10 protein-coding genes are annotated in these 16,813 nt (G+C 63.2%); all 10 read right to left on the bottom strand.

Going from position 1 to position 16,813, the window contains the following annotated elements:
• Positions 1–89: 89 nt before the first annotated feature.
• Positions 90–929, bottom strand: coding sequence for a hypothetical protein (locus tag ACR9ZN_RS29710; RefSeq protein WP_454812913.1), 840 nt, complete (start codon positions 927–929; stop codon positions 90–92).
• Between the two features lie 80 nt (positions 930–1,009).
• A complete protein-coding gene (locus ACR9ZN_RS29715; protein WP_454812915.1) occupies positions 1,010–2,188 on the bottom strand; it encodes a KpsE/RkpR family capsule polysaccharide export protein in 1,179 nt (392 codons plus the stop codon).
• Positions 2,166–2,870 (bottom strand): P-loop NTPase family protein, encoded by a 705-nt coding sequence (locus ACR9ZN_RS29720; protein WP_481273916.1) that lies wholly within the window; start codon positions 2,868–2,870, stop codon positions 2,166–2,168. Before ACR9ZN_RS29720 ends, ACR9ZN_RS29715 begins: the two co-directional genes overlap by 23 nt.
• A gap of 5 nt (positions 2,871–2,875) precedes the next feature.
• Positions 2,876–4,132, bottom strand: a complete 1,257-nt coding sequence (locus ACR9ZN_RS29725) for an ABC transporter permease (RefSeq protein ID WP_441772657.1) — start codon at positions 4,130–4,132, stop codon at positions 2,876–2,878.
• Positions 4,133–4,344: 212 nt separating this feature from the next.
• On the bottom strand, positions 4,345–5,628 hold the full coding sequence (locus tag ACR9ZN_RS29730; protein WP_434955212.1) for a nucleotide sugar dehydrogenase: 1,284 nt from the start codon (positions 5,626–5,628) through the stop codon (positions 4,345–4,347).
• Positions 5,629–5,778: 150 nt separating this feature from the next.
• Complete coding sequence (locus tag ACR9ZN_RS29735) at positions 5,779–7,662, bottom strand: tetratricopeptide repeat protein (RefSeq protein WP_481273917.1); 1,884 nt, start codon at positions 7,660–7,662, stop codon at positions 5,779–5,781.
• Between the two features lie 27 nt (positions 7,663–7,689).
• Positions 7,690–9,786: a glycosyltransferase gene (locus ACR9ZN_RS29740; protein WP_481273918.1), complete on the bottom strand. Its 2,097-nt coding sequence runs from the start codon at positions 9,784–9,786 to the stop codon at positions 7,690–7,692.
• On the bottom strand, positions 9,783–11,975 hold the full coding sequence (locus ACR9ZN_RS29745; RefSeq protein WP_481273919.1) for a glycosyltransferase: 2,193 nt from the start codon (positions 11,973–11,975) through the stop codon (positions 9,783–9,785). The genes ACR9ZN_RS29740 and ACR9ZN_RS29745 overlap by 4 nt, the downstream gene beginning before the upstream one ends.
• A 121-nt stretch (positions 11,976–12,096) precedes the next feature.
• The gene (locus ACR9ZN_RS29750; protein WP_454812923.1) at positions 12,097–13,482 is read right to left on the bottom strand and encodes a tetratricopeptide repeat protein; all 1,386 of its coding nucleotides are present in this window, start codon (positions 13,480–13,482) and stop codon (positions 12,097–12,099) included.
• Between the two features lie 334 nt (positions 13,483–13,816).
• Complete coding sequence (locus ACR9ZN_RS29755; protein WP_481273920.1) at positions 13,817–15,907, bottom strand: glycosyltransferase; 2,091 nt, start codon at positions 15,905–15,907, stop codon at positions 13,817–13,819.
• Positions 15,908–16,813: the final 906 nt, after the last annotated feature.

Below are 16,813 nucleotides of genomic sequence, written 5' to 3' on the forward strand. Positions count from 1 at the left end.
GACGCGTCACAATAAAGAGCTGGAGCAGAGCGGCGGTCGCACCAAAACGCGCTTTGCTCCGAGGTGGATAAAGCCGACGCGGCGGACCGTCAGGCCGCCAGGTCGGGAATGGCAGAAACATTCGGCTTGATCACGCGGTTGAGCAGATACCAGCCATACATTTGTTCGAAGCCCGGATCGTAATGGTCGAGATCGGCGCCCTGGCGTTCGAGGGCACGCGTGCGGCCGACGGCCTCGATCACGCCGCGCGGCTCGAAGACGGGAATGCCGAGTTCGGTGCCGACCTTCCTCACCCGGGTGATGAAGGCCTCGCGGCTCTGCAGGACGCGTCCGTCCTGGAGCGGCAGGCCGACATGCGACACCGCGGCCATCGGCTTGCCCCAGAGCTGCTTGAGCTCGATCAAGCCCTGGCGCAACGCATCTTCGTCGGCAAGTTCGCAATGGGCATCGCGCAGGATCCGGGCGTCTGCCTCGCCGAAGCCGGCCTCGGCGAACTGCTCGGAAGCGATGACTTTCTTGGCAGTCTCGGCCGAGATGCTGCGTTTCTGCAGCATTTCCTTCCACCACATTTTGCCCCCTTCGCCCAGGGGACTGAGCAAATGGCGGTGAAGATAGTTGAGCTGGAGATAGATGCCGTCGCAGATCAGCTCCTTCTCGGAAGCGACCTCCACGAGGAGGAAATCGGCCTTGGCCTGTTCCTTCTGGGCATTGGCAGAAAGCCTGGGCACCCGCTCCGTCGAGAAGACATAGGGCGCCATACCGTCGGGGATGACGCATTCGCCGCGCATCCAGCGCAGGCGCTGGACGGCTTCGCCGACCGAATGCAGATAGGCGCGTGAACCGCCGTCATAGTGGCTGCAACGGCCCGTGGCCGCGATCTCTTCCATCGGCCTGTGCAGACGGCAGGATCCCAGAACGAATACCTTCATCGCGCGTCACTCCTTGCATGAATGGGATAGCGGGAGAGTTGGAGAGTTGAACGGCCAAAGCCAAATTTCATCGCCAAACCTCATCGGCCTGAGATCGCGTTTCGGATCAGGCCGCCGGCCACCGAAGTGAGAAAGACCAGCGCCAGGCCCACCAGCAGGGAGGAGCCGAGAGCGGTCAGCTTCTGCGGGTAGGTCGGCGTATAATCGGCTTTGGGCTGGGCGATCGGCGAGACATAGCGCTGCTGGCGCAGGATTGCCACGCGCGCCTGGTCGAGGGACTGGCGGGCCGAGGCCAGATTGGTGTCGGCGAAGTCCTGCGCGATCTTCAGGCTTTCATAGGTGGAAAGCTGCTTGGCCACCGTCTCGCTGCCGCCACCCAGCCGCTGGCGGGTATCGTCGATCTCCTTGCGGAGGGTGACGATCCGCGTCTCCACGCTCTTGCGTCGCGGATTGTCGCCCTGCGTTACCTTGAGCTGACCGAGATCGGTCTGGGCTGCGGCCAGCTGGGCTTCGAGCTGCCCGATCAAATTGGTCAGCACGGTCAGATCGCCTGTCGGATCGACATTGGCGTTGCGGTTGCGCCAGTCTGCCACCCCCAGGCGGGCATCGGCTGCGCGCTGTTCGCTGCGTGAGACCTCCTCCTGGGCGACCTTGAGGGCATCGTTGAGGGCGCGCTGGTTCATGTTGTTGGCGAAGGTGTCGGAAAGATCGATTAGCGCATTGGAGATCTTGACGGAATCTTCCGGGGTGAAGGCCTCGACCTGCAGGACGACGATCTGCTCGATCATGTTGTAGCGCACGGTGATCAGCGATTTATAGGCTCGGTAGAGATCGTCGGGCGTCGGATCGTCTGGCAGGCGCACCAGTGGGTCGGCCGGATGCTCGGTGAGCATCTTGGCCAGGTCGATCTTCTTGGCGAGCCCGTCCATTGCTTCGCGAGACTGCAGGAAATCGCGAACCGCGTAGCCATCGACGAAGCCGGTGACACCCATGCCGGACGAGCCGGGGGTGAGCAGGCCGCCGACGCCGGCCTGTGGCTGGACATCGCCGCCCCGGATCGCAAACCGCGACTCCGCAGTATAAAGAGGCGTGGCGAGAACGAAGACATAGAGCGCCGTCAGCGCCAACGGTAGCAAAGCCAGCGTCAGTGCGATCAAGGAAAAACGCCGCCGCCGCCGCCGCACCTTGTGCTGGTAGCGCAAAAATGCCGCACTCTCCTCCGGAGCGATCTCGCTTTTAAGCGAATTGATCGTCGACAAGGGGCTCGGGTTGACCTCGTCCAGTGTCGTTGATGTCGGGACGGAGAGGGAATTTGCGGATGACTTCGTCAAGTTGGCTCTCTATTTCGATCAGACCCTGATTGAGGATGAGGGCGGTGTCACAGAACTCGTCGACTTCGGTTTTGCGGACGGTCGACAGGAGGAGCATCCGACCGGCAATGCGCTGCTCGAAAAGGGCTCTCCACAACAAGGTGAAGCGATCTTTCCGATAGGGGAATGTGCCGTCGACGACGTAAATTTCAAATGTCGGCAGGAGCGGCAAAATATACCCGAATTCCTGACGCGCTGTGGCCGGCCAATGCTCTACGAACTCGTCGAGATATTCCGGCAGAGTCAACATCAACTCGACGAGGTATATACAGAATCTATAGTCAAGATGATACAAACGGGAGATTAAGGCTACAATTTGTCTCCCGCTCAATTTACCGCGAACAAAGCCCGCGCGGCCGATGGGCCAGGAGCAACTGCCACCGCGGACAACATGGCCGCTGCTGGGAGGGCGCAGGCCGGCGAGCAGGTCGATGGCGGGCTTGCGCGCGATCGGATCCGGCGAGACGACGGCATAGCGTGCTGTCGGCAGCGTCATGGTGATGTCGAGCGCCACCGGGTAGGGCGAGCCCCCCACCAGCGGTGTATCCACGACATGTTCGAGCGCAATCATGGTCCTCACACGGGTTGGATACGAGGCCGCGCGTGCTTTTCGGCCAGGAGGCCGATGCCCAACACGGCGATCAGACACAGAAAGAAATAGGTCGGGTTGGCGTCCGAGGAGGCATAGCCTGGAAAATAGGCCGCCCGCAGAAGCTGCATGCCATGAGAGGTCGGTGACCACAGCACATAGCCGCGATATTCCTCGGGCAGTTGCTCGGTCACGAAGAAGACCGACGAGAACAGCTGCAAGGCGCGTTCGAGCACCGAAGCCAGGCGCAGGAAGAATGGCCAATGCACGGCAATGGCGCCGAAGATGAGACCGATTGCCAGCCCGTAGAGCCACATATTCACGACATAGCTGATCACCAGGGGCACGTTGGCCGGCAGGGTGATCATGTTGACCAGTCTTCCGCAGGACAGCAGGATCATGAAGACGACGGCATAAATGATCAGATATTGGACCGCATAGGCGAGCGCCTGATGGATCGGCCGGACAGGCGGTAGATTGATGAAGACGCGGTTGTGCGCGACGGCGGTGCTCACCCGGAAGATCACCTGGCGGACCATGATCCAGGTCGTGCTTCCGACCAAAGCGAAGGTCGGGACGTCCATGTTCATGATGAACTGCGTCTGAAGAATGAAGTAGACCAGCGAGATCAGCGTCAGCAATACGGCGGGCTGAATCAGCATCCAGAGGATGCCGAAGCGGCTTTCGGAGGCGATGAGCTGGAACTGGACGATGAGAATGGCGCGGATCACGCCGATCGCGCCGGCGACCCGCGTGCCACGGCCGTTCTTCCCGCGGGCAGGATCGGCGAGAAACAACCCATTGCTGAGATGGGCGATCAGCTCCAGATCCTGGCGGCTGGCGCGGCTGAGATAATCCTCCTGGACGCCGCCCTCGACCAGGCGTGCCTCCCGGGCGGCGGCGTCGCGCTTACGGGAGCGCCTGAGATCGCGCGCTTCGGCCAGCTTGATGGCGGCTTCGCGCAGATCTGACGGTGCATAGCCATCGTCGAAGACGTCGATATCGGCCCGTATGTCGTTTTCGAGAATCCGGATCGTCGTCCTCAGCAGACGATGGTGATAGTCGTGATCTTCGGCATCGGTCCCGCCGTCGTCTTCGTCAAAGATCTGCTTTTGGGTCTTTTCGGCATGATTGTAGACGGCCCGCCGCGTCTTGATGTTGTTGTCAGGCAGATCGCGTAGCGCATGGCGCAGGAGGGTGAGATATCCGTCCCAATCTTGTTGAAGAACGTTAGCGGAGGTCATCGGCCATGATCCTTCTGTCTGCCATGGGCCGGTGACGGCAGGAACCGCGAAGGAGCTGTGCACTCCTCGTCACGGCATCGATAGGGGCACGACGCCTCGACCCCGCGCCGGATCGGCGCAGGGAGAGGCAAAGGCCTGTGCCCGTCCCCCAAGCGGGGGACAGGCGAAGCGCCGAAGCGCCTATGGTCTGTTGGGCGTTCAAGGGCGCGAGGTCACAGCCGCCAGACCGTGACACCCTCCGGCGCGGTCGCGCGATCGAGTACACCCTTGACGTCCATGACCACGCCCGTGCCGTTGCGCAGGCGCGACTTGATCAGTGGCCAGCCCTTGGTGGCATATTCCTTGTGGGGAACGGCCAGGATGATGGCATCCGCTGGTTCGACGTCGTCCAGCTCGGAAAGCTCGACGCCATATTCGTGTAGTGCCTCCTCGTTGGAGGCCCAGGGATCGTGCACCGCGGTCTGGATGCCGAAACGGTTGAGCTCCTTGAGGATGCTTGCCGCCTTGGAGTTGCGCAGATCCGGCACGTCTTCCTTGAAGGTCAGACCGAGCTGCAGCACGTTCTCGACCTTGCGGCCCTCCTGCAGCAGCAGGCGCACGCATTCGCGGGCGATGCGCTCGCCGACGGAGTCGTTGATGCGCCGGCCCGACAGGATGACCTGGGGATGGTAGCCGGCCTTCTCCGAACGATAGGTCAGGTAGTAGGGGTCGACGCCGATGCAATGGCCGCCGACCAGACCCGGCTTGAAGGGCAGGAAGTTCCATTTGGTGGAGGCCGCTTCGAGCACGTCGCTGGTATCGACATCGAGGAGCTGGAAGATGTGCGAGAGCTCGTTCATGAAGGCGATGTTGATGTCGCGCTGGGCGTTCTCGATCACTTTGGCGGCTTCGGCAACCTTGATGGTGGGAGCGACATGCACGCCGGCGGTGATGACGGAGCCATAGACGTCGGCGACGATGCCGCGGGTCTCCTCGTCCTGGCCGGACACCACCTTCTTGATCTTGGTGAAGGTGTGCTCCTTGTCGCCCGGATTGATGCGCTCGGGGGAATAGCCGACGGTGAAGTCGACACCGCTGGTGAGGCCGGAGGCCTTTTCCAGCACGGGTACGCATTCTTCCTCGGTCGCGCCGGGATAGACGGTGGATTCGTAGACGACGATGTCGCCGCGCTTGAGGGCGCCGCCGACGGTGCGCGATGCTGCGCGCAGTGCGCCCAGATCGGGCTGGTTGGCGCTGTCGACCGGGGTCGGCACGGTAACGATGAAGAAATCGGCCTTGTTGAGGTCGGCCGGGTTCCAGGAGAAGATCGGCGGCGTTGCCTTCAGCTCTTCGCTGGAGATCTCACGCGTCCGATCCTCGCCGGACTGCAGTTCCTTGACGCGGGCCTGATCGATGTCGAAGCCGATCGTCTCATAGCCATGCTTGGCAAAGGCTACCGCGACCGGCAGGCCGACATAACCCAGCCCGATGACTGCGATCTTGCGTTTCTGACTCAAGACATAACTCCTTGCGGTTTGTCATTGCGACGCCCTAAGGGCGGTTGAGTGGGTCGATCGCCGAAGCCGGCGGATCGTCCGTACGTCACCGTCCTCCTGCGGGAGGCGGACAGGTTTTCGAAAAAGGCGAAAATGTATGGATCGGGACCATCAGCGGATGCCTCGCCAGATGCCGCCGCTGAGCCGAAGGTTTTCGGGGCCGCGCAGGATCTGCCGCTCGACTTCCCTGAAGAACGCGCCCTGATAGGCTTCGGCGAAGGCCGGGAATTCCTGGCCCTCCTGCTTGGCAGGCATGGCCTCGACGTGGAACTTCACCCGGCGCTCCTGCCAATAGGGAATGGTGATGAAGCTTGGAACGCCGAGGCGATGGACGAGCCCGGCGGCGAACTGGGAATAGGTCACCTGCCGGCCTTCCCAGCCGACCCGAGGAGCCGAAGGGCTCATGGCACCGTCGATGGCGATAACAACCGCACTGCCCTGGCGCAGGGAGGTCATCACCTCGCGCGTCACCTCGAGTTCGGAGTGCTCACTGGTGGAAATCAGGGAGCCGACATGCGGGAAGGAGGCGATCTTGGGGGCAGAGGCGAGCCATTTCATCGGTATGTCCGCCATGTGCAGCGCCAGGGGCCCGGCATACATCGGTCCCATATGCGGGCTGATCAGCAAGGCGCCCTTGCCCTTGTCCAACCCCTCGCGGATGCCGGCCACGGCCGCGTCGATGCCATCGAGGATTTCAGCCACTTCGCCGGTTCGTTCGGGCGCGCATTCGAGCCAGTCGAGCAGCAGCAGGTCGGCGAGGCAGCCCCACCGCGCCCGGTCGTCCCAGGCCTTGCGATCCCAGGCCTTGCGATCACTGGGCTCGCCGCCGGCAAGACGGGTTGCGAGCGACCAGGCAAAATCGAGCCTGCCCTTGGGGATGGGCGCGCTGGCCAGGTTCTCGTCGAGACGGGCCAGGGTATCGGCGAAGGAGTCCTTGAGATAGGCCCGCTTGCGGCCGACGAGGTCGGCATAATGCCCCTGGGCTTCTTCCTTCAGGCCCGCTTGCAGCAGCGTCGAGATGGTGTAGCGCTGCAGGGCCGGCGAATGAGGGTCTTCCTGAGCCAGCTTGCGCAGCAGCGTGGCCGCCTCGTCATAGTGGCGGGCCAGTCGCAGGGCACGCGCCAGCAGCATCTTGAGATTGCGCAGATCCGGTGCGAGCTCGCTGGCCTGCCGGAGGACGTCGACCGCCTCCTCGTTCTGCCGCAGCCTGAGCAAAGTCTCGCCGAGTGTGCGCAGCAGCAGCACGTCCTTGGCGGCCTTGTCGCGCGCCTGGCGCAGATGCTCGAGGATCTCGGCGTCGTTACCGCCGAGCGACAGCATCGCATTGGCGACGACAAGATGCAGCCTCGGCGATTCCCCGCCCTGTTCAAGGGCCTTGCGGCCGATGGCCAGCGCCTGTTGGTGGCGCCCCGCCAGTTGCAGGACCTGGGCGACTTCGAGGGCGAGATCCGCCGTAAGGTCGGTCCGGTCCTGCAAGCGCTCGACGATGACGAGACTGGCATCGAGGTCACCCGCCCGCGTCAGGGCGATCAGGCAGAGCTGGGCCAGCCGCGCATGCTCCGGACTGCGCTCGGCATAACGGCGTGCGAAGTCGCGGGCGGCATCGAAATCGTTCGCCTGGACCAGGGCCTGCAGCCTTACCGCCGCGATAGCAAGATTGTCGGAGTCGAGTTCTCCGGCCCGTTCGATATGCGCCTGGCCGGCATCGCGCTGGCCTGAGCGCATCATCACGCTGCCGAGCGTGAGGAGGTCGTCGCTGGAAGAGGGATTGGCCTCGACCAGACGTTCCAGGAAGTTGCGGGCCGTGTCGAGTTCGCCGGCGCGCATGGCCGGCGCGACGACGAGGCGCCGGACCTGGTTGCGATTGCGCGGCACGGCGGCCACGGGCAACGTCAGCAAGGCGAGGGCGTCCTGCATCCGACCGCCCCCGGCCAGAGCGAGGACCTCGTCGATCGCCTGCCTCGAATCCGTGGCCTTGGTGTCTTGTTCGGTCATTCGCTTCATGCGCTGTCGCCTCGCGAATTAGCGGTCGAGATAAGCATCGACGGTCAGCTCCAGCATGCGGCGCATGGAAAAGCGCTCGCGGGACCATTGCGCCACATTGGTGGCGAGTTCCGCGCGCTCCTGCGGGTCGCGGCGCCAGGCCAGCACCTGGCTGGCGATGGCATCCGGTTCCAGATTGTCGATCGAGGGCAGGACGGTGCCGCTCACCTTGGGCACCAGCGTCTCGGCGGCGCCTCCGGCCGGCGTGGTGACGACCGGAACCCCGCTGAACTGCGCTTCGATCAGCACATTGGGTAGGCCCTCGTGCCGGGACAGCAGCAGAAACACGTCCATATGCGACAGCCAATGGCCGACCCGAGGCGAGCGGCCGGTGAACAGCACGCGATCGGCAATGCCCAGCTCCTCGGCATAGGAGGTGGCCTTGCCGAGCAGGGGCCCGTCACCCACCAGGATGAAGCGGGCATCGGGCACGCGTGCGGCCAGGCTCGCCGCGGTTTCCAGCCAGAGCAGCGGGCGCTTGTTGTCGTCGAAGCGCATGACCGAACCGATGGTGAAGCCGGCCTTGACGTCGAAGCTCTCGAGCTTCTGGGTGAGGGCCAAGGTCTTCTCGTCCGTCGCCGTGCTCAGGGGATCGAGCCCGTTGGGGATGATGCGCACCGATCCGCGCGGTAGCTTGAGCCAGGCCTCGTAGCGCTCGCCGGCGGCCTGCGAGTTCGCCACGATGGCAACGCCCCGAGCCGAGAGCAGCGAGCGATAGACCGCTTCATATTCCGGCTTGTTGCGTTCGAAGCGATCTTCGGGCGGCAGCGTGCGCACGCCGAGCAGGATGCGAGGCACGCCCGCCAGCAGGGCGGCCAGCCCAGTGGCAAGGACCGAGCCGTCCTGCCAGATATGCACGATGTCGGGGCTGATATATTTCAGTGCGTCGGTGAGCCGGATCACGCCTGTCCGCATCTGCGTCGGCAGGTGATCGAGGAAGCCGATCAGTTCCTTGACGCGGGAATAGCGCGGCCGTCCGCCATATTCGGCAAACAGCGAATATTCGTGGATCGGCAAGCCCGCTTCCACAAATTGCGGCACGAAGAAATCGGCGCCGGCACGCGAATGCAGCGAGCTGCAGATCACATGGATGGGGCCCATGATGTCGGCATCGGCAATAGGGCTCGCCGCATGGATGGCGCGGTTCAGGCCGAGCGCCGTGTTGGTGAACTGGCGTTCGGCACCGCCCGATCCCAGGCTGCCATTGATCAACACGACCGGTCCGACGAAGCGGCGCGGCTCGAAGGTTGTGTTCGCCTCGCGTTGGGCGATAGCCATCTCGAACACGCGTTCGATCACCAGATTGGGCAGATGGTCGTCGCTGTCGGCGTGATCGGGCACGAGCTCGCTGAGACTGCGCAGATCCTGTTCGATCCGTGCCTGCGTCTGGGCGATGTGCTTGGTCTCACCGAACTTGTCGCGCGCGAATTCGATGATCTCGCGGGCCCGCATCGGCTGTCCCAACGAGACATAGAGACGTCCGAGCGCGACCAGCACCGATTCAGGCGTCGAGTCCATCTCGACGAGCTGGCCGAAGGCCGCCTCGGCGCCGTCGAAATCCTTCAGCTCGATCAGGCCGCGCCCGTAGATCAGCAGCTGCGAGGGATCTTCCGGTTCTTCGGCGAAGCGATCGGAATGGAGCGTCCTGCCGGCATCGACGCCGTCGATGCGGATGGTCCAGCGCAGCACGCGAAAGAAGGCCTCCCGCGAGGTCGGAAAACGCTCGTCGATGCCGCGCCAGACCAGGAGGGCCCGTGGATCCTGCACGCGTTCCAGGGCCCGGGCGACCAGTGCCTGGAAGCGCTCCTCGCGTGGGTGCTTGATCACATAGGGAAGCAGCTTGTCGAGAGCTTCGGACAGTTCGGGCAGCCGGCGCATCGCGCCGGAGATGTCGCGGGCCTGGTTGACCTCGGCGGTGGTCACGCGTTGCGCGCCATTGCCTGCGCGCAGGCCGCTGGCTACCGCGGCCGAGACGATGTCACGGGCCGAGGTCTCGAGGGGAGGCGCCGGCGTGGCGTCGCTCGCCCCGGCGTCATCCACCGGCTGTACGGCAGACTGGGTGCGGAAAGCCATCATGACGATGAGACCGCCCGCGCCTTGCGAAGCCGTTCGACCAGGGCCCCTGCGGAGGACAGCGAGCGCCATTCCTCGGCGCGGCCGGCACTCTTTTCCTGCTGCGCGCTACGCTGCGAGGCGTCGCCAGCGAGCTGGTTGAGCGTTTCGACGAGACCATTCTCGCCTTCACCGATCCAGACCGCGGCGTTGCCCAGGATGGCGCGCGCCACCGGCCCATCGGATGCAACGATGGTCTTGCCATGCAGGAGCGCGTCGACGAGTTCGAACCGGGTCCGCTCGGTTCGGCTCGAACCTGCGAGCGTCGGGGTGACGAAGATGTCGATGGTCTTGTAGGCTTCGGCGATCGAGCCGACCTTGGGACGGCCGGGGAAGAGCACGCGCTCGCCATGGCCCATATGGCTCAGGCGCTCATGCAGCTTGAGGAAGCGGGAACCGACACCGAAAACCGCCAGTCCAACATCAATGCCATTGGCGACGAGCTTGTCGAAAGCATCCCCGATACCTTCCAGATCGAGGTCCTCATAGGGATCTCCGACATAGCCCAGGACCAGCCGGTTTCTGAGGGCGGGGTCGCTGCGCCAGGCGGGGGTCTTCTCATCCGCCTTGAAGGCGGGCACGCTCTCTCCGAGCATCAGCAGCTTGGCCGGCGGCACCTTTCGGGCGGCCACGGCATCCGATGCGCCGGGCCAGCGGGTGAGGACGAGGCTCGCCTCCGCGATGAGAGCATCGTCAGCCTGGCGAAGCAGCGTTTCCTTGTCGTTCGCCGACGCGGTGTCGGTCCCCGCCGCGACACGCTGGCAATCAAGCACCAGAGTGGCGCCCGACATCCGCGCCGCGATGGCGGCCGGATAAGCCGCCTCCAGATCGGTGGCCACCACAATGATATCGGCTTCGAGCGTCCTGGCAGTGCGCCCCAGTGCGACGCCGGCGTCGCGGCCGTATTGATCGATGATGGCCGGTGCGGTCTCGATAGGGGCCATACGGTGATAGGCGATGCCATCGACCATGTCAGGCCCGGATTTACGGGAAGCCCCGGTGTTGCGCACGGGATATCCGGGCTGGGTCACCACCCGCACCGAGCAGTCATGCTTGGCCAACTCCTGGGCCAGGGCATGCGTACGCATGCTGATGGAGGACCAGTGATAGGGCAGGGATTGCGGCACATAGAGCAGCACGTTGAGGCGTGCTCCCGGCGCCTTGCGCGAGACCTGTTTGGGCAGACGGATGCCTTGGTCCTTGAAGCGCTCCAGCGCCATCAGTTCCTCATAGCGTCGGGTCTCCGTCGCATTGAGGGCCGCCCCGGTGCGCAGGGCTTCCTGGAGAATGGCGCTGGCCTCATTGATCGAGCCGGTGTCCATGAGCGTGAAGGCCAGGAGCTTGACCCGTCCCTCGTTCGGATCGGCTTCGGCAGCGGCCTTGGCGAGCGCGACGGCGGTGGCCGGATCGGCGGCGCGGGCTTGCTTGGCGAGATCGAGCAGCACGCGCGACAGCACGCTGCCACGCGGGCGCTGGTCCTGAATCCAGCGTTCGGCCGCTGCCAGGCCATCCTTCTGCGCCTTGGCGAGGGCGATCTCGGACAGTTGCAGATATTCGGGGGCCACGCCGGTCGGGATGAGATCGGCCGGCAGCGAGAGCGAATGGCGATAATCCCGATACCATTCGGCGATGCGGGCCGGCAGGCGCATGCTGTCACGCCAGCTCGAAAATCCGGTCATCATCACCTGGCCAAGCCGGTAGGTATGGCCTTCGCGCAGCTTGGTGATGCGTTGCTCGGCATGCTTCCAGACACTGCGCGTGTCGAGCACGGCGAGTTCCGCACTGCGTTTGGCCTCGCGATAGACGTCGAGGTCACGTTCCAGCTGCTGCAGGCGGGTGGTCAGCGCCACCTTGTCCTCGGCCAGTGAGCGCTCGGCCAGTTCGGCTTCGAGCTCCCTGATGCGCCGTGTCGCAGCCGCTTCGCGGTCGAGCGCAGCCTGAAGCTCGGTACCAGAGGAAGCAGGCGGCGCGGAAACGGCCGCAAGCCTGGCTTTGCGGCGGTCGGGGGAGTTGGAATCGTGCAAGCCGCTGTCCATGGTAATCGCCGCCCCTTCGAGCTGACGGTCGTCGAAGGGCGTCGTCCTGGGACTCACATGCTCCGCCGTTCCATCACCATTACGATGCAGCCTGGGCGCTTCGGTCACTCTGCTCACCTTGATCTCCGGCTCCTCGGAACAAGGCGCGTTCAGGCAGAACGCGCCTTTGCTCCAACTTTTCGTGCGGATGCGTCATGCGAAGCCTGGTGCGGACACCGGATCGCAAGACGTTTTGGGCTCAGCTCGCCAGCTTCAGGTTCAGCAGGCCTTCCAGGTTCTTGCTGGCGCTGTTGTCCGGGGCGAGTTCGCGGCTGCGGGCGACCGCGGATGAGGCTGTGGCAAGATCACCGGCCCGATGGCTCGCGCGAGCCAGATGCAGCCAATGGGTGGCTGAGTCAGGCTTGAGCTCGAGGACGCGCTGGTAGTAGTCGGCCGAGTCGGTGAAAGCGTGCGTCTGGTAGAGATGATGAGCCACCGCTGTCAGAGCCGGCACGTTCTCCGGATCGATCTGGAGCAGGAGATAAGCAACCTCGGCAGCCTCGGCCGGCCGCTTCTCGCGGCGATGGGCGCTCAACTCCTTGGAGAGGATGGCGGCGACCTTGCGGCGGAGCAGTTGCAGTTCGTCGTCATCCTGGCCAACCTTGGCCAGCAGCGCCAGGTGAAGCGCTGCCTGGCGGGCCTCGCCACCGCGCAGGGCAAGCTTGCTGGCACGGCGGACACGCTGGATCAGGCGGCCGACATAGTCGACCTCGGGTGAAGCCAAGCCGGCCTGATACAGGGTCACCAGACCCGTATATTCCAGTTCTGCTTGTCCGGCGGCCCGGGCGAGGCGCTTGGCGGCAACCTGATCGGTGGGATCGATATCGAGCAGGCGCGACCACAATTCCAGCGCCCGTTTCGGGGTGCCGGTGCGCTCGGCGGCGGTCGCCAGGCGCTTGGTCGCCGTGGGATGGCGGGGATCAACCTTCAGGACCTGTTCCCAAGCGGCCGCGAAACCGGCGGGATCCTGCTCGAAATCGGCCTGCTTGGCCTGGTCCACCACGTCGTTGCGCAGGGCGATGATGCGCTTGCGCAGGATTGGATCGGCGGGCGCCACCGCGTTGCCGAGGCGAAGCACGCGACGATAGCCGTCCTGGTCGCCAGCCCGATCGAGCTCGACGGCGGCCTTGGCGAGATTGCTGCCGACCCGCGCGATGATCTCCTCGAAACCTTCGATCGTGCCGGCGTCGGCATGGCGAATGGCGATCAGGACCTTGGCTGCGTCTTCGATCTGCTGGCCGCTCAGGAGCTTCTTGGCGGCCAGGAATGCGGTCGAGGGATGCGCTTCGGCTGCAGCGACGGCTGATTGCGCGACCTTGTCGAGCACGCCGGTATTCATGGCCGCTCTCAGACGCATCTTCAGCGCATTGGCGTGGCTGGGCGAAATCGCCAGCAGTTTGTCGGCTTCCGCGATCACCGCGTCCCAGTTCGAGGCCTGCCAGGCATCGCGCATGGTTTCGAGATGGCTGCGCAATTCCGGTGCCGAAGGCGACATACGCCGCTTTGGCTGGGTCCAGCTTGCGGGGCCGGGAATGACGCTATGGCCGAAGGAGGCGTTCGAGAGGGCGTCGTTCGCAATATCCATCTTCTATCTCACTCGTCATATTTGCCTGGGCAGGCACTCGGCGATCACCACATGTGATCAATTTATCTGATCACTCGGAGATGATCAGAAGCGTTCTGTAGGAATCAGTGCGTCTTTTTGGGCTTTAGGCCAGTACAGCATCTGAATTTGGCGTTACGGTGGCAATAATTAAATTTTAGTAAACTATATTATATTTCATATACTTAGAGATGTTGATCATAATTATTAAAATGAACGCATTTTACTGCAGATTTAATTTTTTATGGCTCGATCTCTGGTGCTATCAGGTCCCATGTCGTCGGTATCGTCGACAGCTCGCCTCCGGCTGTGGCGTTCAGCGGGCGCGGGCCCTCCTGTATTTCCGTGGTTGCTCGGCTGGAGGATCTGCCGCCGGCGGACTTGCCAATAAATCCACGGTTCGCTGCACCATCAGGGTGGTGGAGAAGCGTTCGGAAGCGATCTGCCGGATGCGATCCGCAAGGCTTGGATCGGAGCGCCGCCAGTCGACGACGTGGGCCACCTTGGCGCATAAGGCTTCGAGATCGACCGCCTCGACCGTGTCGGTGGCCAATCCCGTCACGCCCGGCGTGAAGGTTTCGCAGGCGCCGCCGGCCGGGGTGGTCACCACCGGAATGCCGGCGAGCTGGGCCTCGATGAGCACGTTGGGCAGGCCCTCGAAGCGCGACAGCAGCACGAAGGCATCCATCTTCGCCAGCCAATAGCCGACGCTGGCCGAACGGCCCACGAACAGGATTCGGTCTGCTATGCCGAGTTCGGCAGCACGTTGGCGCACGCGGGGCAGCAGCGGCCCGCTGCCGACCAGGACGAAGCGGGCGTTGGGCCGGGCCTCGTGATAGGCGCGGGCGAAATCGATCCAGAGTTCCGGGCGCTTGTCGACATCGATGCGGAACACGCCGCCGATCGTTTCGGTGGCATCCGCCGTACGGCGCTCGAATTTCTGCCAGCGTTCTTCATCGGTCTCGTTCGGGTCGGGCGGCAGATGCTCGACACCGTTATGAACGATGTTGAAGCGCTCCTGCGGCAGGCCGAGCCAATCGCAATAGGCCTTGGCGGCTGCATGGCTGTTGCTCATGAACTCCACGCCTGGAATTTGAGCCAGGGCCCGGTACATCGGCTCATATTCACCCCGGAACAGATGGGGGCGCAAAACCGGCGGCAGGCCGCGCGCATTGAGGACGATACGTGGAACACCGGCCACGAGCGCTGCCAGTGCGGCGAACAGCACGGCACCGTCCTGCCAGATATAGGCCACGTCGGTGCCATGGCGGCGGAAGTGCTCGACCAGGCGCTGGGCGCCGAAGGCGGCATGGGCCGGCACCAGGGGCAGCAAATGCCGAAGATCGCTGTCTTCCGCCACGAGGTCCACCGGGCGGGCCGGCGTCATGTTGTCGATCTGATAGGCCTCGACCTGCTCGCAGGCGATCATGGGTAGAAAGAAATCGTGATTGTTCTCGCGGCTGAGCGACTTGACCACGACCTGAATCGGACCGCGGATCTGCCGGCCGGAGATGCTGCCGCTTTCGCGCCGGGTGCGCTCCAGCCGCGCCGCCGTGCGGGCAAGCTGCCGTTCCGCGCCGCCGGTGCCGAGGCTGCCCGTGATCAGCGAGACGGAGCCGAGCCGGCCCGGCGCCATCGGACGCACGGATCGGTTGCGGAAGATGTCGATGGCCGTCCTCAGCACCACGATGCGTGCAGGTATGCCGCATGTCCGCCAGTCCGGTGCGTGCCGGTCGAGGACTTCCATGCCCTTGCGTAGTTCCTCGGCCATCACCGAGGCATTCTTGGGCGCCTGTTCGGTTGCCAGAAGCCGATCCAGGATCGCCAGGGCTTCGGTCAGTTCCCCCCATTCGCGCAGCCGCTTGGCGTAGATGAGCGACGCGTTCTTGGAGTCCGGGAAATCGGCCAGGGTTGAGACGAACAGTGCCTTGGCAGGTGCGATTTCTCGCAGTTCGACGAGGAGTTCGGCCTTGTTGAGGCGCCGATCCGCGTCGGAGGGCACGCCGGGATAATGGCGCTCCAGGATTTCGAGGCCTTCGGTGGTGCGCTGATGCCGTGACAGCCAGCGCAACCGATATTGCAGGGCTCGGTAATTGTCGGGGAATTTTTCGTGGACGTCAGTCCATAGCTCCAGCATGCCCTCGCGGACACGGGTCATCTCGGCGACGAGTGCGTGGGAGAGATTGACGTCCAGCTCCCCCGGGAAGCGGGAAAGCAGATATTTCAGGCGCGGAAGCGCAACCTGGGCGGTTTCGGCATTGTCGGCACGCTTGACCAGATCGGCGCATTCGGCGCGCACGGCTTGCGAATAGACGTCGACGGTAGAAAACCAAGCGTGTCCACTCTCATGGACCGAGAGTAAAGGCGCGTCGGCGGTCTCCGACGATGGAAATCTGTTAGGTTTCAATAGTGCCTATCCCGTGGTTGCCCATGTATAGATTCCATACTCAATCATTAATTCCATAAAGATCAGATAATCTTTACAAAAGAATGACGCAAGTAAGGCAACTATTTGGTTTTCAACTGATGATTGTCTAGGCGTCTACAGCAAGAAATGTGGGTCGCTTCTTTGGGCGATTCCAATTTCTTTTGTTTTCCCCTCGGGCGGCGTCATGTCCGTTTTGGGCAGTCGGTTGCAGCGCGTGGCGGTGGCCCGACATGCGCAATCACGCCGAACGTTCGCCCCGCACGAGACCTGCAGATATTGCATTGCAGCAATGTCCGCGCAGCCGAACGGAGCGCCGGAGCTCTGGCGAATGGATGGGCAGCGTGAGCGAGTGGAGCTGCTGCGCCCAGAAACATCGATAGCGCACAGGCCTCTTTCGCCATCCGTCCTCCGATTCAACCAATGCCCCATACGGCACGATTCATCAGTACCTATGGCATTGCTAACCTCAGCGAGTCGGCTTTTTAGACTCATCGAAAATGGATTGCAAGCTTATAATGTTTTCTGCTTGGTGAAGCCAATTTTGAATAACCATAAATAGGCTGATCAAACCCCATTTTGTTCATCAATATGAACGTGATTGGTATAACAGAAGAAATGTGCTGTATTTACACTGACCATATTCTGAACATATTGTGTATGTTGAGTTCACGGGGCTGACTGTAGATGAATCTTTTATGACCGGGGTGCGATCAGTTGCGAGGCAGGGAAGTATGGGGCAGTTCGATTTCGGGCCGCCATTCCGTGCGTTTTGGCACTGTGTCCGGACCGGTCGCCGCAGGGTGGGCAATCCAACACCAGCCTGTCGCGGCAAGGGATTTCGACGGTTGACCGTCAATCTCATCACAACAAATCGGCAGGGGGTGG

This window comes from Labrys sp. HAY1-8F (assembly GCF_056754975.1).